Origin of the sequence: Micromonospora sp. AKA38, assembly GCF_027925725.1 — a bacterium.
Lineage (GTDB): Bacteria > Actinomycetota > Actinomycetes > Mycobacteriales > Micromonosporaceae > Micromonospora.
This window is the reverse complement of sequence record NZ_BNEI01000004.1, coordinates 69,562-89,026: the sequence shown is the minus strand read 5'-3', so window position 1 is coordinate 89,026 and position 19,465 is coordinate 69,562. Positions and strand designations below refer to the sequence as shown.

At 73.4% G+C, this 19,465-nt stretch carries 15 protein-coding genes; 5 read left to right on the top strand and 10 right to left on the bottom strand.

Annotated features, from left to right (window positions below):
• Window positions 1–320: 320 nt before the first annotated feature.
• Genes TPA0908_RS16025 through TPA0908_RS16015 form a run of 3 tightly spaced genes read left to right on the top strand, consistent with a single transcriptional unit; the run spans window position 321 to window position 4,632 of the window.
• Window positions 321–1,169, top strand: coding sequence for an AAA family ATPase (locus TPA0908_RS16025; protein WP_281938764.1), 849 nt, complete (start codon window positions 321–323; stop codon window positions 1,167–1,169).
• A complete protein-coding gene (locus tag TPA0908_RS16020) occupies window positions 1,166–2,326 on the top strand; it encodes a VWA domain-containing protein (RefSeq protein WP_281938762.1) in 1,161 nt (386 codons plus the stop codon). The genes TPA0908_RS16025 and TPA0908_RS16020 overlap by 4 nt, the downstream gene beginning before the upstream one ends.
• Window positions 2,323–4,632, top strand: a complete 2,310-nt coding sequence (locus tag TPA0908_RS16015) for a CHAT domain-containing protein (protein ID WP_281938760.1) — start codon at window positions 2,323–2,325, stop codon at window positions 4,630–4,632. Before TPA0908_RS16020 ends, TPA0908_RS16015 begins: the two co-directional genes overlap by 4 nt.
• On the opposite strand, the gene TPA0908_RS16010 is transcribed toward TPA0908_RS16015, so the two are convergent.
• From TPA0908_RS16010 to murD, 7 genes are all read right to left on the bottom strand, one after another.
• Window positions 4,625–5,998 (bottom strand): hypothetical protein, encoded by a 1,374-nt coding sequence (locus TPA0908_RS16010; RefSeq protein ID WP_281938758.1) that lies wholly within the window; start codon window positions 5,996–5,998, stop codon window positions 4,625–4,627. The two genes, TPA0908_RS16015 and TPA0908_RS16010, sit on opposite strands and share 8 nt — an antisense overlap.
• Before the next feature lie 40 nt (window positions 5,999–6,038).
• Window positions 6,039–7,493 carry a CATRA conflict system CASPASE/TPR repeat-associated protein gene (locus tag TPA0908_RS16005; RefSeq protein WP_281938756.1) on the bottom strand — a complete coding sequence of 485 codons (1,455 nt, stop codon included), beginning with the start codon at window positions 7,491–7,493 and terminating at the stop codon, window positions 6,039–6,041.
• Window positions 7,490–7,825 carry a CATRA system-associated protein gene (locus TPA0908_RS16000; RefSeq protein ID WP_281938755.1) on the bottom strand — a complete coding sequence of 112 codons (336 nt, stop codon included), beginning with the start codon at window positions 7,823–7,825 and terminating at the stop codon, window positions 7,490–7,492. The genes TPA0908_RS16005 and TPA0908_RS16000 overlap by 4 nt, the downstream gene beginning before the upstream one ends.
• Window positions 7,826–8,029: 204 nt before the next feature.
• Entirely contained in the window at window positions 8,030–9,043 is a 1,014-nt protein-coding gene (locus tag TPA0908_RS15995; RefSeq protein WP_281938753.1) for a UDP-N-acetylmuramate dehydrogenase, read from the bottom strand.
• A 59-nt stretch (window positions 9,044–9,102) separates the two neighbouring features.
• A complete protein-coding gene (locus TPA0908_RS15990; RefSeq protein ID WP_281938750.1) occupies window positions 9,103–9,483 on the bottom strand; it encodes a hypothetical protein in 381 nt (126 codons plus the stop codon).
• Window positions 9,484–9,658: 175 nt separating this feature from the next.
• The gene (locus TPA0908_RS15985; protein WP_281938748.1) at window positions 9,659–10,423 is read right to left on the bottom strand and encodes a protein phosphatase 2C domain-containing protein; all 765 of its coding nucleotides are present in this window, start codon (window positions 10,421–10,423) and stop codon (window positions 9,659–9,661) included.
• Between the two features lie 13 nt (window positions 10,424–10,436).
• Entirely contained in the window at window positions 10,437–11,786 is a 1,350-nt protein-coding gene (gene murD / locus TPA0908_RS15980) for a UDP-N-acetylmuramoyl-L-alanine--D-glutamate ligase (RefSeq protein ID WP_281938746.1), read from the bottom strand.
• A 48-nt stretch (window positions 11,787–11,834) separates the two neighbouring features.
• Here murD and TPA0908_RS15975 point away from each other — a divergent pair, with 48 nt between their 5' ends.
• The gene (locus TPA0908_RS15975; protein WP_281938745.1) at window positions 11,835–13,184 is read left to right on the top strand and encodes a hypothetical protein; all 1,350 of its coding nucleotides are present in this window, start codon (window positions 11,835–11,837) and stop codon (window positions 13,182–13,184) included.
• Window positions 13,185–13,262: 78 nt separating this feature from the next.
• Here the strand turns inward: TPA0908_RS15975 and TPA0908_RS15970 are convergent, their stop codons facing one another.
• From TPA0908_RS15970 to TPA0908_RS15960, 3 genes are read right to left on the bottom strand one after another with little or no spacing between them, the layout of a single operon-like run.
• Window positions 13,263–15,143, bottom strand: coding sequence for a PucR family transcriptional regulator (locus TPA0908_RS15970; protein WP_458575193.1), 1,881 nt, complete (start codon window positions 15,141–15,143; stop codon window positions 13,263–13,265).
• A gap of 59 nt (window positions 15,144–15,202) precedes the next feature.
• A complete protein-coding gene (gene argG, locus TPA0908_RS15965) occupies window positions 15,203–16,654 on the bottom strand; it encodes an argininosuccinate synthase (RefSeq protein ID WP_281938741.1) in 1,452 nt (483 codons plus the stop codon).
• A gap of 42 nt (window positions 16,655–16,696) precedes the next feature.
• Complete coding sequence (locus tag TPA0908_RS15960; protein WP_281938740.1) at window positions 16,697–17,506, bottom strand: TrmH family RNA methyltransferase; 810 nt, start codon at window positions 17,504–17,506, stop codon at window positions 16,697–16,699.
• Between the two features lie 111 nt (window positions 17,507–17,617).
• Here TPA0908_RS15960 and TPA0908_RS15955 point away from each other — a divergent pair, with 111 nt between their 5' ends.
• Entirely contained in the window at window positions 17,618–19,456 is a 1,839-nt protein-coding gene (locus TPA0908_RS15955; protein WP_281938738.1) for a thiamine pyrophosphate-requiring protein, read from the top strand.
• Window positions 19,457–19,465: the final 9 nt, after the last annotated feature.

The following is a 19,465-nucleotide window of genomic DNA, read 5'->3' as shown; positions in this document are numbered from 1 at the left end:
GACCATGTTTCTCCTTCGCGGAACTCGTCGCGGACGGGCCGAGAAGTCGCGACCGCGCCTCGCACTCTAGACGACAACGACGTTCGTCGGTCGCTGGCGCTCCCGGCGTCGGACCGTGCATCGTGGCCGGTCAACACGGATCCGACCGCACGTCGCCCGGCCGGCTCCACCGCATTCGCGACACCTGCGGAATCGCTCGGAAGGACCGCCCGGCGGGCCGGTCGGCACGTGTCGTGGCGCGCCCGCTCGGTCGACCGGTAACGGCGGCTCACCCGTTCATAGGATCGACAGGCGTACGGCCCCGGGCCGAATCTCGACCGATGCCGAACGCTTCCTTCTCCACCCCGGAACGGATCGCGGAGGAACTCGCGAGGTTGAACTACCTGGCCGATCCCGGACTCGCCGCGGCGGTCTTCCTCGCGATGAGACTCAAGCTGCCGCTGTTCCTCGAAGGCGACCCGGGCGTGGGAAAGACGGTGCTGGCCAGGAAGATCGCCGAACTGCTCGGCGTCACACCGATCCGGTTGCAGTGCCACAGCGGCATCGACCGGTCCCAGGCGCTCTACGAGTGGGACTTCACCCGCCAACTGCTGCATCTGCGCGGCACCCCGGACGGCGAGTCGATCTACCGCAAGGAATTCCTGATCCCCCGGCCCATTCTGCGGGCCGTGCAGCAACGTCCGTCGGTGTTGCTCGTCGACGAGATCGACCGGGCCGACGACGAGTTCGAAGCATTCCTGCTGGAGGTCCTCGAAGGCGAGACGCTCACCATTCCCGACTACCAGACCATCACGATCGACGAGCCTCCGTTCGTGGTCCTCACCTCCAACGGCACCCGGGAGGTGCACGGCGCCCTCAAACGGCGGTGCGTCTACCACTGGGTCGACCATCCGACCGAGGAGGACGAGGCGGAGATCATCCGGCGCAACGTGCCGGAGGTGGCGGACACGCCGTTGGCGGTGCAGATCGCGGCCGCCATGGCCAAGCTGCGGCAACTGTCGCTGGTGCGACCGCCCGGGGTCGCCGAGTCGATCGCCTTCGCCCGGGCCGCCGCGGCGCTCGGCCGGCGCACCGTCGCCGAGGCCGCCGACGACGCGCTCGGGGTGCTGGTCAAGCAGCGCGAGGACCAGGAGACCGTCCGCGACGTCCTGCGCGCGGAGGCCCCGTGACGTCGGACGACGACCCGGTCCGCGACCTGGTCGGGTTCGCCGGTCGGCTCCGCGCCGACGGGCTCCGCGTCGAGGTGGCGCGGGTGACCACCGCGATGCGCGCGCTCGGCGCGTACGAGCGGCTCGACCGGGACGCCGTCTACTGGGCGACCCGGTTGACGTTGTGCTCGCGCCGCGAGGACCTGCCCGTCTTCGACGCCGCGTTCGCCGCCTGGTTCGGGCCGGCCGCGTCCACCGGGCCGGGCGACTCCGCGCTGCCCGGCCCCGTGCGGGTCCGCCCGGCGACGGTCGAGGAGCCGGGTCGGGACGACACCGCCGACCCGGGATCGGCCCGGTCCCGGGCCGGCTCCGGCGAGCGGCTGGCGACCGCCCCACCGTGGACGTTGAGCGCCGCCGACCGCGCCGAACTGGCGTCCTTCGTCGCGGCGTTCACCACGGCGGTTCCGCTGCGCCGCACGATGCGACGTGCCTCCGGCGGGCGGCGGCACGTCGACGTGTCCCGCACCGCGCGGACGATGATGCGGACCGCGGGTGAGCCGACCCGGCTGTGGTACCGCCGTCGTCTCCACGCGCGACGTCGCCTGGTCCTGCTGCTCGACCTCAGCTACTCGATGCGGGCGTACCGCGCTCTGCTGCTGCGGTTCGGGTACGCGGCGGTCGCCGCCGCACCGCTGACCACCGAGGTGTTCACCATCGGCACCCGACTCGACCGGATCACCCGGGAGCTGCGGTCCCGCGATCCGCAGGCGGCGCTGCGCGCGCTGGCCGCCCGCCGCACGGACTGGGACGCCGGCACCCGGCTCGGGAGCGCCGTCACCGCCTTCGGCCGGGTGTGGGGCGGCCACCGCGTCGTGCGCTCGGCGCACCTGGTGATCGTCTCCGACGGGTGGGAGCTGGCCGACCCGACGCCCCTGGTGGCCCAGGTCAGCCGACTGTCCCGGCTGGCCCACGCGGTGATCTGGGGACACCCGAAGGCCGGCGATCCCGGGTTCACCCCGTACGCGCCGGCGCTGGTGGGCAGCCTGCCGTACGTCCACCTGGTCGCCACGCCCGACGCGGCGGCCCTGCGCGCCCTCGCCGGCATGCTTGCCTGTCCGAGCTGCGGGCCGCGCTGCCGACGTCATCGCGACCACCGGAAGTGGAGTGTCCCGACGTGACCCAGGCCCTCGCCGACGCGGTACGCCGCGCCCTGGCCCGCGACACCATGCTGCGGCTCGCCCACGACGCCGAGCAGGCGTTGGTCATCGTGCGCAAGGACGACCACAAGGCCCGGGTGTTCGACAACGAGGAGGCGTTGCTCCGGATCGCGGTCGAGCGGTACCTGGTCGAGGCGACCACCCGCCGTGAATGGACGGGACAGGTCGACCACGACTGGTCCTTCCGCAGCGACGGCAACGCGAACGCGGCCACCATCCTGCGGTTCTGCGCCTACCTGGGTCATCCGCTGGACGCGACGCCCGCCGTCGAGGAGCTGTACGGGACGGCGCTCGCCGAGATCCGTCCGGCCGACGGGCCGGTGCGCGACAGGTGGACCGAGGTCACCGTGACCTACCGGCTGATCCGCAGCCTCCGGGCGTCGGGGCGGCCCGCGGACGCGCTGGCCCTGGCGGCAGCCCTGGACCGCGAGTTCTTCTTCGCCAGCGGCGCGGAGCCGTGCGCCGGCGACGTCGACTTCGAGACCGGCGCCTGCCTGCTGGAGCTGGGCCAGGCCGCCGAGGTGCACAGCGCGCTCGGCGAGCTGGCCCAGACCTACTGGGAGTCGACCGAGGCCAGCTCCTACTCGACCCGGCACCGCTACGGCTTCATCCTGGCGCTGGCCGACCAGGCCACCGGCGACACCGACGAGGCCGTCACCCGGATGACCGCGGCGCTGGCGCATCTGGAGGAGTTCCGGATCGCCGACCCCCAGCACGACGTCTACGAGTTGTCGCTGGCGCTCACGCTCGCCGAGCTGCTCGCGCTGACCGGGCACGGGAACGATCGCGCGGTCGGGCTCGCGGGGCGGGCGCTGACGGTCGCCGAGGGGATCCGGAGCCGGTGGGGGGTGATCTCCCGGGCCCGTACCCCGTTGTCGACGGCGTTCCGCCGGGTCTACGGCGACATCGCGCTGCTGGCCGCGGCCCTGCCCGGTCCGGCCGCCGCCGAGCTGGGACTGCGCATGTGCCTGGCGGCCAAGCAGACCGGGCTGGCCGCGCAGATGCGGGCCGAGGTGTCGTTGCTGCCCAACCAGCTTCAGGGCCTGATCGACGACGTGCTCAAGGCCGAACGGGTCGATCCCCTCGACCACCGGGCGGACGCGCGTGCGGTGCAGGCTCAGCGGGAGGAGCAGAACCGGGAGATCGACACCCTGCACCGGCGGATCGAGAAGCGGGTGAACCCGATCTTCGCGGAGATGACGCTGCCCACCCCGACGGACCTGACCACCCTGCGCCGCGCGTTGGACGACAGGTACGCGCTCGACTTCGCCGCCCTGCCGGACAGCCTCGCCACGGGGACGAACTGGTTCCGCGCGCTGATCACCCCGGGCGACGGTGTCTTCTTCGAACGGTTCACCCCGGGTGCGCAGCTCGCCGCCTACGTCGCCGGTCGACGGGCCCGGGACCCGGAGGCGCCGATCGACCTCGACCTGGGTGACCCGGACTGGCACCGGCTGGCCCTCGACCTGCTCCCCGCCGAGCTGCGCGGCCGGCTCGACGCGGTGGCCGGGGACCCGCTGGAGCTGGTGATCTCGGCGCACCAGGAGCTGTGCCTGGTGCCCTGGGCGGCGCTGGTGCTCGACAGCGGCGGCACCCGGCTGGTGCGCCGGGCCGTGCTCACCCACACCCCGGTGCTGACCTGCCTGTCCGGCTCGCCGCCCCCGGTGGTCACCGGCCCGGCGCTGGTCCGGCTGGTGCCGCTGGCCCACGACGGCCCGTCGGACAGACTGGAACGGGAAGCCTGGAACCTGAACAAGGGGGACGTCCCGCTGAGCGTCTGCCCCTTGGACGGACAGCGGCCCACCGCGAACGCGTCCCCGCGTATCAGCGTGGCCCTCCGGCAGGGAACCCAGTGTGGACTGCTCCACGTCAAGGCGCACGGGAAAGGTCACGGCCTCGGGCAGCACCTGATCCTCCCGGAGGAGACCGACACCGACGCCCAGTTGTCCGCCGCGTACGCGTTGGCCCTGCGCTGGCCGGCGTCGACGCTGATGGTGTCCTGTCAGGTCGGCGCGGTGACCAACGTGGCGGACATCGAGCCGGTCGGCCTCGTGGTGGCGGTGCTGGCCGGAGGTGGGCGGTCCGTCGCGGCCGCGATCGAGGAGGTGGCGAAACTCCCGGCCAGCCGGATGGGCGCCCATCTCGTGGGGCTCCTCCGGCGGTCCGGGATCCGCCTCGACCACGCGCTCCGGCTCGCCCAACTGCACTACCTGCGGTTGGGCGAGCCGGTGGCGAACTGGGCGCTGTTCAGCGCCTACGTCAGATAGGGCGGGTCCGGTTCACCGGCCGGCCCAGCACGGCCGACACCCGCCCGGCCCGGCCCGGCTCGTTGGCGTACTTGTCGAGGATGAACCAGCGTGCGCGCCACGCGCGGTAGCCGGGCCGGCCGCCGAACGCGACGCGGCACTCCTCGACGCCGTCGAAGAAGTTGGGCATGACCGCGCCGCCGAACCCGCGCAGGTGGCTGCGCTGCGCCTCGTGGCCCTTCGCGTCGGTGACCGGCTCCGTCAACCAGGCGGACATGGCTTCCACGGCGTCGTCGTCGAGGACCTCGTGCGCGAGGCACGGCGCGAAGGACAGCGTGCTGGGTAGCCGGTGGCCCGGCATCAGCAGCCCGGCGGCCAACCGGATCTGCACCACGGCGAGCCGGAGGCCGTGCCGCAGCTCCTGCGGCTCGCCCCCGCTGGTCAGGATCGGCTTCTCGATCTTGGAGTAGGCGTGGTCGAAGCGGGCCGCCAGGGCCTTCCGACTGTCGTCCCAGGAATCGTCGTCGCCGAGCGGGAAGTAGCCGAGCCGCTGCATCTCCGGAGACAACCCCAGCATCAGCAGGATGGCCCGGGCGGTCATGATGCCCGGGTTGACGAAGCTGGTGGGCAGCGCCAGCCGCTCCTTCGTCGGCCTGTCGACGAAGCCGTGCTCCGCGACGCGCTCGGCCGCCGTGAGCGCCTCCTCGCCCCGGGTCGCGCCCTCCGCCAGATCACTGAAGATCATCTGTACGCGTTCCTCGCGGCGCTGGCGGTCCGCGTCGTCACCCTCGGCCGCGAACTCCTCCGCCCACCTGTCGATCACCCGCTCGGCGATCCGGCACGCGGTCCCGGTCTCCGCCAGCACCAACTGGAGCAGCATCTCGTCGTAGTGCAGCTCGAACCCGGCGAACGGGGAGGGGACGTTCTTCGGATCCCGGTGGTAGGAGAGACAACTGGCGTGCCGGTTGCGTGCCTTCTGGTGAAAGGCCTGCGCGCGGTCGTAGGACGCCTGCGTGTCCTCCTTCGACTCGGCGAGCGCCAACGACCGCAACGCGCCCAACGACCGCGGGGCGTACTCCGGCCACGGCAGGTCGAGGGCGGCGTTCGCGATCCGCAGGATCCACTCGTGATTCCTGTCCCGGTCGCCGTCGCTCCCCCGCCGGTTCGGAATCCGCTCCAGCGCCGACCAGGTCGCCTCGTACATCAGCCAGCCCATCAGCGGCAACAGCTCGGCGACGTCGTCGGGCGGCACCTGGGTACGCGGGTCACGGCCGTACGCCACCACGTCGGCCTCGATGGCGGCCACCAGGTCGTCGTCGCAGGTGATCTCGCCCCGGCGCAGGGCAAGGCAGAGTTCCTCGAGGCGCTCGGCGCTCATCACGGTCACGGATCCTCCTGCGGTCGTCGTCGCACACGGTCGGGATGGGTCATCGCAGTTCACGTCGGGACCGGATCGCCCGGCGGACCAGCCAGCCGGCGAGCGCCACCGCCGCGGCGGCGGCCGACCAGCCGCGGGTGAGCGGTGCGGCGGGCGGATGCGCGGTCTGCCACCGGACCAGCCAGGTCACCACGAACCAGGTCACCGAGGCGGCGAAGCCGGCGGCGGCCAGGCCGACCCAGCGCCGGCGGGTCGACCGGAGCGCCGCGGCGAGCAGGAGGAACAGCCCGCCGGCCGCCACCGAGACGATGAACGGCGCCCGCAGCGACGCGTACATCGGCCAGTCGTAGCTGAGCGACTGGGACGCGGCCAGCAGCAGACCGACGGCGGCGAGGACCGACGTGTGCAGCGCGGTCAGGAACTCGTTGCGTTCGGCGAGGGCACGCAGCCGCCGTTCCAGGTCGGCGGCGCCGATCTGCGCCATCGGCTCCGCGTAGGCCACCGTGTTGCGCGCCGTGTCCGCCGCGTCGTCGATCTCGGTCAGCAGCCAGGCCACGTACGCCAGGTCCGCGGCCACCGGCCCGGCCAGGCCCTCGACCCAGGCGGGTCGGTCCGGCACCGCGAGCGTGTCCGCCCACTCCCGCAACCAGAGCCGGGCGTTGTGCTCCTCGGCCGTGACCGTCCGGGACATGATGCGTAGGTCGGCCTCGTCGGCGGCGCCCAACGCCGTCTCCCGCCGGAGTTTCCGCAGCCGCTCCTCCCGGGCCTCGGTCGGTTCGGGGTCGGCCCGCTCGCTGTCCTCGACGCGGGACGCGAGGTCGTACAACCGGGCCTGTCGGTCCTGCGAGCGGCGCTCCGCGAACCGGCGGGCCTCGTGGCGGACCTTGGCCATCTCCCAGAGGTAGCCGGGCAGCGGCCGGAGTCGCGCGTCACCGTCCGGCCACACCCAGGAGTCGCTCAGCGACTCGCCGGCGGTGGGAGCCAGCAGCACGAGGACGCGTTCCAGGCGAGCCGGGTCGGGCGACGGCACCTCCCACAGCCAGGTGCCGGGCACCGGCTCGGTCGGTTCCGCCCCACCGAGGTCCGCTCCGGCCGGCAGCGCGGCCGCCGCCGCGGCGGCGAGCCGGTCGGCGTCACCGTCGCCGTCGTACAGCGCGTAGAACAGCCGCACCCGACCGATGCAGTCCTCGTCGGCCGTCGCGCCCACCGCCGTCCGCCACGTCCGGTCGAGGTCGCGCCAGTCCGCGGTGCCGTCGACCGGCGCCAGGCAGACCAGGAACGCGTCGAGGCGGGCCGTGGTGTAACGCAGCGCCTGCCGGGTGCCGTCGCCCGGGGCGGTGAGGAACTGCCGGGCCCGCAGGCCGTCGCCGTGCACGAGCGGCACCCGGTCGGGCTCCCGCATGCCGAGGCCGCGGCAGGCGGCGGTGATCCGGGTCGCGATGCCGGTGTCCCGGAGGCCGTCGAAATAGGTGTACGCGTTGAGCGCGTACGCGTGCAGTCTCATCGGCCCCGGCCGTCCGGTTCCGACCCGTCCCCCTTCTCCCGGCGCAGCCGGTCGGTCAGCCGATCGGCCTGCCCCCGCAACGGCACCGGCTGCCGGACGTCCCTGGCGAGGTCCGCCTTGGCGCCCAACAGATTCTCGAGCGCCTCGATCCGTTGCCGGCACCGGTTGACGGCGACCAGGTCGCGCCGATCCAGTGCCTCATTCATCAGCACCAGACAACTGCGGAACTGTTCCCATTTCTCCGGCGGGAGCGTCGCCTCACGGATGTCGGCCAACGCGTCGATGGCGAATTGCAGGATGTCGTCGGGGTCGGGCGCACCGGTCTCGTTCATCGACAGTCACCATAGGCGAGGACGCCTGCGGAGAAGTCGCCCGTCGGAGGCGTGCCGACACCGGAACGGTCGCCCGACGCTCATCCGATCCGGTCGCGAATTGCCGGACGTTCAGCCCTTCGACCAGTTCGACCGCAATCACCGCGGCCACTTCACATCGGTGCCGGCACATTGTCGGCTAACCGACACTCCGAGAAAGACCGATCAGAAGGAACAGTTGACCAGATCGCATTCGGGACCCAGCCGGATTCCGAAACGCGCCTCGACGCCCGCGCGGATGTGCGCCGCGAACTTCATCACCTCGGACGTGGTGGCGCCACCCCGGTTGGTCACCGCGAGCGCGTGCCGGCTGGACAGCGCCACCGTGCCGTTGCCCCAGTCGTGACCGTAGCCCCGGGGGAAGCCGGCCCGCTCGATCAACCAGGCCGCCGGCAGCTTGGTGCCCTTGACGTCCGGATAGCGGGGGCACTCCCGGGCCTGCTCCGGCACCTCGGCGAGGACCGGGTTGATGAAGAACGACCCGACGCTCCAGGTGTCGTGGTCCGCCGGGTCGAGAACCATGGCGCGGCTGCGCCGCAGCGCGAGCACGGCCTCGCGGACGTCCGCCGGCGCGGCGGTGCCGCCGACGTCGATGCCCAGCCGCTTCGCCAGGTCCACGTACTCGATCGGCCGCGACTGGTCACTGCGGCGCAGCCGGTACGTCACCTCCACCACGACCCACCTGTCGCTGTGCTTGAAGACGGACTGCCGGTGGCTGCCGAAGCCGCAGCGCTCCGGCGTCCACCGTTCCAGACCGCCGGTCTGCCGGTCGTAGACGGAGAGCGAGTCGAGCACGTCCGAGGTCACCGTGCCGAACGCGCCGACGTTCTGCACCGGCGTGCCGCCCACCAGGCCGGGGATGCCGGACAACGCCTCCAGGCCGGCGAGCCCCGCGTCGACGGTGGCCGCCACCAGGCGGTCCCACTCGACGCCGGCGGCCGCGGTCACCAGCTCCCCGTCGACGCGGAACTCCGAGGTCGCCAACCTGACGACCGTCCCGTCCCAGCCGACGTCGCCCACCACCAGGTTCGAACCGCCGCCCATGACCAGCAGCGGATCCCCGGCGGCGGTGGCCCGGCGCAGCAGGTCGAGCAGATCGGGGGTGGTCTCCGGCACGTACAGGCGACCGATCGGACCACCGACCCGCATCGTGGTCAGGTCAGCAAACGTGGTTGTCACCGTGCCAGCCTACTGACCGGCTCCCCGCCGCCCGCGGCTTCCTTGGCGCGACCCGTCGGTCAGGCGCCGGAGGACGACCGGAGCCGCCGGGCCGCGATCTGCACCGCGCGCTCGCAGAGCGCGTGCCGGTCGGCGGCCGGGGTCCGGCGCAGGACGAGGCCCGCCAGGATGTTCACCGGCCAGGCGGCGAGATCCTCCGGCGGCCGGCCGTTGACCTCGAGGAACAGCTCCACGTCGTGCTCGTTCGAGGTCTGCGCCAGGTAGTCCTGAACCACGGCGAGGAGGGCGTCGGCGAGGGCCTGGGCCGGCGCGCGGCCGTCACTGACGTCGACACCGGGACCGGCCGCCGTGAGGATCCGGTCCTGCAACGTCTTGGCGTCCATGGCCGCCGTCCGGTACAGGTCCTCGGAGGACATCGGACCGCCCGTCTCCTCGATCACGGCTGGCACCTTCCGTCGAACCGGCCGCCCGTTCGTGGAACCGGTGCGGTGACGCCTGGCGATGCGTCCCCGGCGTGGGCGAGAACGGCAGTATTGAACAGTCGCCCGCCCGGCAGGACAAGACCACCGTCGGGATTCCGTCACCGCGCGGCACCCCGGGGCCCCGACGGCCGGCTCAGGGGCGGGGAAGCAGCACGGCGAGCGTCGCGTCGTCGTGCTGCTTGACCGGGCCCCGCCCCGGCCGCGCCAACAGCTCCGGCCGGCCGGTCTCGTGGCGGCGGACGGTGTCGATGACGGCGCCGGGGCCGGACCGCTCGGCGATCCCGAACACCTCCGCCCAGTCGAGCGCGAAGAACTCGGTCAGCCGGGAGACGCCGTCGGTGCAGAGCAGCAGCCGACGCAGCCCGGACCGGGCCACCCGGCCGGTCACCGCCTCGGCCGCCGCCGCCGGATCGGTCGACGCCACCCAGAAACCGCCCGGCCGGTTGCGCAGCCGGGCCACCGTGTGCCGGTCGTACGCCGGCAGGGTGTCGGTACGGTCGTCGTGCACGACCGTGCGGCCGTCCGCGTTCTCGAACACCACCGACGAGTCGCACAGCACCAGATAGTCCACCTGGTCGTCCGCGGCCCGGACCATGGCGACGGTCGACGACGGACTGTGCGGGTTGGACAGGTCGCAGCGGCCCCCGTGGCGGCCCCGCAACCGGTCGATGGCGGTGGCCAGGACCCGGTCGAGCGGTGCCGCCGGGGCGGCCGTCAGCGCGCCCACCAGGCAGTCGCCCAACTGCCGCACCAGCCAGGCCGGACCGTGTACGCAGCCGGTGTCGAGACCGGGCGGCCGGGTGACGCCGTCCAGCACGAACGCCCAGTCGGCCGACACCACGACGTGGTCCTCGTTGGGCCGGTCCGATCCGGGCGCGGTGGCGAAGGCGAAGTCCACTGTCGCGGCCGGCTCAGCCGGCCATGGTCTCCGCGATGGCCTCGCGGAACGCCTCCGACCGGTGCTCGAAGTTGCGGAACCGGCCGTAGCTGGGCGCGGCCGGCGACAACAGCACGACCCCGCCGGCCGGGGTGATCTTGCGGGCCCGGCGCACCGCGTCGGACAGGTCGTCGACGATCTCGCACCGCACGCCCGACAGTCCGGCCAGCGCCTCGATGATCCGCGGGCCGCTGTCCGGGATGCCGATCACGGCGATCTCCCGCTCGGCCAGGTGGTCGCGGAGCGGCGCGTAGTCCACCCCCCGGTCGGTGCCGCCCAGGATGACCGTCAACGGCCGCCCGTCGTACGCGTCGATGGCGTGCATGGCCGCGTACGGGCTGGTGGCGAGCGTGTCGTCGACGAAGGTGAGCCCGGACGGGTCGGGGATCTCGGTGAGCCGGTGGGCCAGCCCCTGGAACTCCGCGACCGCGACGGCCAGCGTGTCCTTGTACGCCGCCACGTCCACGCCGAGCACGTCGAGCACGGCGAGCGCGACGCAGAGGTTGCCCTCGTTGTGCCGGCCGACAAGCGGCAGCACCGCGCGGGGGAAGAGCGGTGTGTCCCGCAGGTGGAACCAGGGCGTGCCGTCCGGGCCGGTCGCCACGTGGGTGGTGTCCGGCGAGCCGGCGCGGACCGCCGGCCGGTCGCCGAGTTCCTCGGCGAGCCGGGGGTCCGCCCCGTTGACCACCACGGCGTCCGGTCCGTGCGCCAGCAGGTTCAGCTTGTCCCGGTAGTACTCCCGCTCCCCGCCGTGCGCGTCCAGGTGCTCCGGGAACAACGCGGTGACCACGGAGATCCGTGGCGAGTCGGTCAGGTCGCTGCACTGGTAGCTGGAGAGTTCCAGCACGTACAGCTCCGCGTCGGGCAGCTCCAGCGTGGGCACGCCGATGTTGCCGCCGAACACGTTCGGCCGGCCGACGGCGACCAGCAGATGGCTGACCAGGCTGGAGGTGGTGCTCTTGCCCTTGCTGCCGGTCACCCCGACGGTCCGGTCGGCGTGGTCGGCCATCCACAGCGCGGTGCCCTGCGTCACCGGGATGCCGCGCTGCCGCAGCTCGATCATCCACGGGTGGGTCTGCGGCACGCCCGGCGAACGGACCACCACGTCGGCGGCGGTGAGCGCGTGCCGCCCCTGCTCGCCGGTGACCAGTGGGGCGGCCTCGGCCAGCGCCCCCTCCCAGGGCAGCGACAGGAAGTTCGCCCGGTCGTCCACCGCGACGAGACCGGCCGGACCGTGCGCGGCGACCGCTCGGGCGGCAGCCATGCCCTCACGCCCCGTACCCCAGATCGCCACAGAGCGTCCGCGCAGGTCAGACAGGCGCACGTTGAATCTCCTTGCTCGCGTCCCGGTGGGTCCGGACTAGTATGACCTGTGCTTAACGGACAGCTCGGACGGATGGCCGCCTTCACCTTCCCGTCGTACTCGATCGACTTCGCCACCGGTGAGGTTCTGTTCGACTACGCCCTGACCGGCCCCGACGGCGATCAGCGGTTCACCGAGGTGATCACGCTTCCGCTGCCGGCGGAGCCGGTCTCCGACGCCGTCGCGGCGCGGCTGGCCCGGGTCCTGGAGCTGCTGCACGTGGTCGCCGGCGTCAGCTACTACAAGGCCGCCGCGCCGCCCCGGCTGGTGCTGCCGGCGCCGCTGGGCTCCGCCGCTGTCGAGCTGGTCACCGCCGTCTACACCAAGGGTCTCGCCGAGTACGCGTACCGCAACGCGCTGCCGCACGTGTTGACGCTGCGCCCGGAGGTCCCGGCCGGTTCCGTCGAGTCGGCGGCGCCGTGGGACAACTCCGACCGGCGTCCGCTGTCGGCGGTGGGCGGCGGCAAGGACTCCATCGTCACGCTGGAGGCGCTGCGCCGGGCCGGCCTCGACCCGGTGCCGTTCTCGGTCAACCCGAACCACGTGATCGTCTCGGTGAACGAGGCGTCCGACCTGGTGCCGCTCGCTGCCCGGCGGCGACTCGACCCGGTGCTGTTCGAGCTGAACCGGGCCGGGGCCCGCAACGGGCACATCCCGGTCACCGCGATCAACTCGCTGATCGCGGTCGCCACCGCCGTGCTGCACGACCTCGGGCCGGTGGTGATGTCGAACGAGCGCTCCGCGTCCGACCCGAACCTGGTCTGGCAGGGCCACGAGATCAACCACCAGTGGTCCAAGGGCGTCGAGGCGGAGGGGCTGCTGCGGGCCGCGCTGGCCGAGCACGCCGGGCTCACCGAGCCGTACTTCTCGCTCCTGCGTTCCCTGTCCGAGCTGCACATCGCCCGGCTGTTCGCCGAGATCGACCGGTACGACGCGGTGGTGACGAGCTGCAACGCCGCGTTCAAGCTGCACGACGCGAGCGAGCGCTGGTGCCGGAACTGCCCGAAGTGCCGCTTCGTGTTCCTGGCCATGGCCCCGTTCATGCCCCGCGAGCGGCTCACCGGCATCTTCGGCGGTGACCTGCTGGCCGACGAGTCCCAGGTCCCCGGCTACCGGGAGCTGCTCGGCGTGGACGGGCACAAGCCGTTCGAGTGCGTCGGCGAGGTGGAGGAGTCGGTGGTGGCGCTGAGCCTGCTCGCGCAGCAGGACCAGTGGCGGGACGCCCCGGTGGTGCGCGCCCTGGTCGCGGCGCTGCCGGACACCGCCTGGCAGGCCGCCACCACCTCCGACGTCTTCACCCCCACCGCCGAGACCTTCGTCCCCACCCCCTACGCCAAGGCTCTCCAGTCCCTCACCTGACCCCTCAATTGCCGTTGATCAAGGAGTTTGCGTCATCGCGGCGCGAATTCCTGACGCAAACTCCTTGATCAACTCGGGCTAGGGGGTGCGGACGGCGTCCAGGGCCAGCAGGGCGACGTGCAGGGAGAGGCACTGGTCGACCGAGTCGAGGTCGGCGTCGAGGATGCGGCCGATCCGAGCCAGCCGCTCGTAGAACGCCGGTCGGGACAGGTGCGCGGCCACCGCGCCCGCCGACTTGTTGCGGCCCTGCTCCAGGTACGCCCGCAACGTGCCGAGCAACTGCTCCCGGGGATGCTGCGCGTCGTACGTCAGCAACGGGCCGAGTTCCCGTTCCACGAACGTCTGCAACCGGGGTTCGTCCCGCAGCAGGTGCAGCAGGCCGGCCAGCCCGACGTGGGGCAGCCGGAAACAGGGCAGGTCACGCGGGTCCCGCCGGGCCGCCTCGGCGATCTGCCGCGCCTCGACCAGCGACCGGCGTGCCTCGCGCAGGCTGCTCACCCCCGAGCCGGCCGCCACGACGACCGCCGGACGGGCCGACACGTCGACCGGCCGCACGACCCCCGGGGCACCGCCCCGGCCGGTCCCGTCGACCGGGCGCGTCGGGCCGGGAGCCGCACCCCGACCCGCCCCGTCGACCGGGCGCACGCCCCCGGTGGCCGCAGCCCGGCCGGCCCCGTCCGTCGGGCGGGCCGGGCGGGGTGTCGGCGGGCGGGGCGGGGCGGCGTCGAGGCGTACCCGACGCAACGCGGCGGCGAACGCGGCGAGCGCCCTCTCCTCGGCGGCCGGGTCGGGCAGCGCCAGCAGCGCGCCGACCGCGTGGTCGTCGACGGCGCTGGTCAGCGCCGTCAGGTTGGCCTCGCGCACGGCCTGGCCGACCGCCTCGGCGAGATCGCGGAGCCGGGCCGGGCCGGCCTCCGGGCCGACGGCCTCCGGATCACGGCGGCGCGCCGTACCGGGATCGTCGTGGCCGTCCGGCCCGACGTCCCCGGCCGGGTCGTCGCTGCGGTGCCGGACCACCACGCCGACCAGGTGCCGGCGGTCCAGGGTGACGCCGAGCGCCTTGGCCCGCAGCGCCACCTCGTCCACCGGGCGGGAGTGGTCGATGAGCGCGGTCAGCAGCGTCCGGTGGATCTGTCGTTCCAGGCCCTCGGCGTCGCGGCGGATCAGCCGGCCCAGGGCGAGCGTGGAGGCGGCCCGCTCGATCAGGATGGTGAGCCGGGTGGGCGGCGCGGCCTCGGCCGCCGGCCAGCGCAGCAGCAGCCGACCCCAGTCCTGCCCCCGCGCGCCGACGGTGGTGACCAGCCAGCCGCTGTCCGGGTCGTACGCGGTCCGCCCGGCCGGCCGGATCCGGCGGGAGTGCTGCTCCCAGCCGTCCAGCAGCAGTTCCGCGTTCTCCCCCGCCGGGTCGTACGCGAGCACCTGCCGGGACAGGTTCTCCAGCACCACCGGGCAGCCGGCCAGCTCGGCGGCCTGCCGCAGCACCTCGGCCGGCTCGGCACCCTCCACGGACAGCTCGGTGAACCGCTGGTGGATCTCCTCGGTGGCCCGCAGTTCGGTGAGCTGGGCGTCGACGATCAGCGCGTGCACCGCCTCGGTGATCCGCACGAACGGGGTGGCCCGGCGCAGCTCGACCAGTGGCAGTCCGCGCCGTTCGGCGGCGGCGGCCATCACCCGGGGCACGCCGCCGACGTAGCGGCGGCCCAGCTCCACGACCAGCCCGGAGACCCCGACGTCGGCCAGGTCGCCGACGAAAGCGCGCAGCCCGGCGTCGTCGGCGGGCAGCCCGATGCCGGTGGTCAGCACCAGCTCGCCACCACCGAGCAGGGTGGCGATGTCCGGCACCTCGGTGACATGCACCCACCGCACCGGGCGGTCCAGCCCGGCGTCGCCGGCGACCAGGCGCGGCGCGCCGTGGCGCACCGGCACCAGGCCGAGCACCTCACGCACGGTAGGGAACACGGGCGACACGCTACCCTGCGTCACCACCGGAACCGAAGCCCCGTCCGTGCGGTCCCCGTTCAGTCGACGCCGAACTCCATCGCGGCGCGGTCGAGCCACTCGTCCTCCGCGGAGGGGACGCCCCGGGAGGCGATGGCCTCCGCGCCGCCCTCGGGCATCGCGCCGATCAGGCCGGTCGAGGCCGCCTGCGCGGCGCCGACCATCCGCTGCGGGGCGGTGCCGCCGACCATGCCGAGCGAGGCGTACTGCTCCAGCTTGGCCCGCGAGTCGGCGATGTCCAGGTTGCGCATGGTGAGCTGGCCGATCCGGTCCGACGGGCCGAACGCCGAGTCCTCGGTGCGTTCCATGGACAGCTTGTCCGGGTGGTAGCTGAACGCCGGGCCGGTGGTGTCCAGGATCGAGTAGTCCTCGCCCCGGCGCAGCCGCAACGTCACCTCGCCGGTGACCGCCGTGCCGACCCAGCGCTGCAACGACTCGCGCAGCATCAGCGCCTGCGGGTCGAGCCAGCGTCCCTCGTACATCAGCCGGCCGAGGCGACGGCCCTCGGTGTGGTAGTTGGCCAGGGTGTCCTCGTTGTGGATGGCGTTGACCAGCCGCTCGTACGCGGCGTGCAGCAGCGCCATGCCGGGCGCCTCGTAGATGCCCCGGCTCTTCGCCTCAATGATCCGGTTCTCGATCTGGTCGGACATGCCCAGGCCGTGCCGGCCGCCGATGGCGTTCGCCTCCAGCACCAGGTCGACCGGGCTGCCGAACTCCTTGCCGTTGATGGTCACCGGGCGGCCCTGGTCGAAGCCGATCGTGACGTCCTCGGTGGGGATCTCCACCGTCGGGTCCCAGAACCGGACGCCCATGATCGGGCTGACCGTCTCGATGCCGGTGTCCAGGTGCTCAAGCGTCTTCGCCTCGTGGGTGGCGCCCCAGATGTTGGCGTCGGTGGAGTACGCCTTCTCGGTGCTGTCCCGGTAGGGCAGGTCGCGGTCGAGCAGCCACTCCGACATCTCCTTGCGCCCACCGAGTTCGGTGACGAAGGCGGTGTCGAGCCACGGCTTGTAGATGCGCAGCTGCGGGTTGGCCAGCAGGCCGTACCGGTAGAACCGCTCGATGTCGTTGCCCTTGAACGTCGAGCCGTCGCCCCAGATCTGGACGTCGTCGGCGACCATCGCCCGCACCAGCAGCGTGCCGGTGACGGCCCGGCCGAGCGGGGTGGTGTTGAAGTAGGCCCGCCCGCCCGAGCGGATGTGGAACGCCCCGCAGGTCAGCGCCGCGAGACCTTCCTCGACCAGGGCGGCTCGGCAGTCGACCAGCCGGGCGATCTCGGCGCCGTAGCTGAGCGCGCGGCCGGGCACCGAGGCGATGTCGGGCTCGTCGTACTGGCCGATGTCGGCCGTGTAGGCGCAGGGCACGGCGCCCTTGTCGCGCATCCACGCGACCGCGACCGAGGTGTCGAGGCCGCCGGAGAAGGCGATGCCGACACGTTCGCCGGTGGGCAGGGAGGTGAGGACCTTGGACACAGGAAGATTATGCACCAAGCCGCATGGTCATGCAAGCGACGGTCACAGTGGGTCGTCGCGGCCGAGTTCCCAGCAGGCCACCGCGGTCGCGGCGGCGACGTTGAGCGAATCCACGCCCCGACGCATCGGGATGACCACGCGTACGTCGCTGGCGGCCATCGCCGCCGCCGTCAGCCCGGCGCCCTCCGCGCCCAGCAGCAACGCCGCGCGGGCCCGCTGGTCGGCGGTCAGCCGCTGGATCGGCACCGCGTCCGGCGCCGGCGTCAGGGCCAGCACCGTGAAGCCGGCCGCGCGCACCCGGTCCAGCCCGCCCGGCCAGGGCTCCAGCTTCGCGTACGGCACCGCGAACACCTCGCCCATGCTGACCCGGACGCTGCGTCGGTAGAGCGGGTCGGCGCAGGTCGGCGACAGCAGCACGGCGTCCACTCCGAGCGCCGCCACGGCCCGGAAGATCGCGCCCAGGTTGGTGTGGTTGTTGACGTCCTCCAGCACCACCACCCGGCGGGCGGCGGCCAGCACCTCGTCCGTCGACGGCAGCGGCTTGCGGTGGAACGAGGCCAGCACGCCCCGGTGCACGTGGAAGCCGGTGGCCCGCTGGAGCACCGCCGGCGTGGCCGCGTACACCGGCGCGTCGCCGGTGTCGAGGTCGGCGAGCTGGTCCGCCCGCTTCGCGTCGACCAGGTACGACCGGGCCGGGTAACCGGCCCGCAGCGCCCGCCGCAGCACCAGTTCCCCCTCGGCGATGAACAACCCGTGCGGGGGCTCCCAGCGGGTCCGCAGCTCCACGTCGGTCAACGCGCGGTAGTCGGCGATCCGGTCGTCGTCGGGGTCGGTGATCTCGTGGACGGGCACCCGACGATTCTGCCCGGTGCCCCGACCCGTCCCCCGGCGCGGGCCGGGTTTCCGCCGCCCGAGGCGGGGAACGGAGCCGGGGAAGCGGACACCGACGGAGGGACCACCACGATGGGCGCGGACCACCCCGACGACGGCCGGCTGCCCCGCGGCGCCACCGTGGCCGATCACATCGTGGCCCGGCTCGCCGAGTGGGGCGTGCACCGCTACTACGGCTATCCCGGGGACGGCATCAACGGCCTGACGTCGGCGCTGCAACGCGCCGAGGGGCGCGCCCGGTTCATCCAGGTACGCCACGAGGAGACCGCCGGCTTCGCCGCCGGCGCGCACGTCAAGTACGGCGGCGGGCCGCTGGGCTGCGTGGTGGTGACAAGCGGTCCGGGGGCGATCCACGCGCTCAACGGCCTCTACGACGCCAAGCTCGACCACCAGCCGGTGGTGGCGCTGCTCGGGCACACCGCGCTGCCCGCCGAGGGCGGCGGCTACTACCAGGAGGTGGACCTGCTCTCGCTCTACAAGGACGTGGCCGGCGGCTTCCTGGCCCAGCTCGACGACCCGTCCCAGGTCCGGCACCTGGTGGACCGGGCCTGCCGCACGGCGCTCGCGCGGCGTACCGTGACCGCCCTGGTCCTTCCCTCCGACGTGCAGGACGAACCGGCGGTGCCGCAGCCGCCGCACGCGCACGGCTATTACCACACCAGCGCGGTGCCGAGCAGCCCGCCGACCGTGCCGCCGGAGGCCGACGTACGCCGCGCGGCCGAGGTGCTGCGCGGCGGCGAGCGGGTGGCCATGCTGGTCGGGCAGGGCGCGCTCGGCGCGGAGAACGAGGTACGCCGGATCGCCGACCGGCTCGGCGCCGGGGTGGCCACCGCGCTGCTCGGCTTCGCCGCCGTGGACCACCGGCAGCCCTGGGTGACCGGCGCGATCGGCCTGCTCGGCACGCGCCCGAGCTGGCAGCTCATGCAGGAGTGCGACCGGCTGCTGATCGTCGGCAGCCAGATGCCGTACTCGGAGTTCTACCCGCCGGAGGGGCAGGCCCGGGCGGTGCAGATCGATCGGGACGGCAGCCGGTTGGGGCTGCGCTATCCGACCGAGGTGAACCTGACCGGCGACGCCGGCCCGACGCTGCGGGCCCTCCTGGACGAGCTGGGCCCCGGCCCGGCGCCGACCGCCTGGCGGGCCACCATCGCCGACGCCACCGGCAAGTGGCGGGCCGCCCAGCGGGAGCTGGCCGGCCAGCCGGCCGACCCGGTCAACCCGCAGTCGCTGTTCGCCACGCTCGACGACGCGCTGCCCGACGACGCCATGCTCGCCGTGGACTGCGGCACGGCCACCGCCTGGTACGCCCGGCACCTGCGGGTCCGGCCCGGCATGCTGGCCAGCCTCTCCGGCACGCTGCTGTCCATGGGCGGCGGCCTGCCGTACGCGCTGGCGGCGAAGTTCGCCCACCCGGACCGTCCGGTCATCGCGCTGCTCGGTGACGGGGCGATGCAGATGAACGGCGTCAACGAGCTGATCACGGTGGCGAAGTACTGGCGGGCGTGGGCGGACCCGCGGTTCGTGGTGCTGGTGCTCAACAACCGGGACCTGTCGTTCGTGAGTTGGGAGCAGCGCTCCGGCGAGGGCACGCCGCGGTTCCCGGACAGCCAGGACCTGCCGGACGTGGCGTACCACCGCTGGGCGGAGGTGCTGGGGCTCGGCGGCGAGCTGGTCGACGCGCCCGAGCAGGTGCCCGACCTGTGGCCACGGGTGCTCGGCGCGGACCGGCCGGTGGTGGTCAACGCGGTGGTGGACCCAGCGGAGCTGATGCTGCCGCCGCACTTCACCGCCGAGCAGGCCGGCAAGACGGCCGCTGCGCTGCTGCGCGGCGACAGCGACCGGGCGGGCATCCTCCGGCGTGGCCTGCCCGCCACCGTGGCCACCTACCGGCCCCGCCGGCGCGGTCGCTGACCGTTCCCG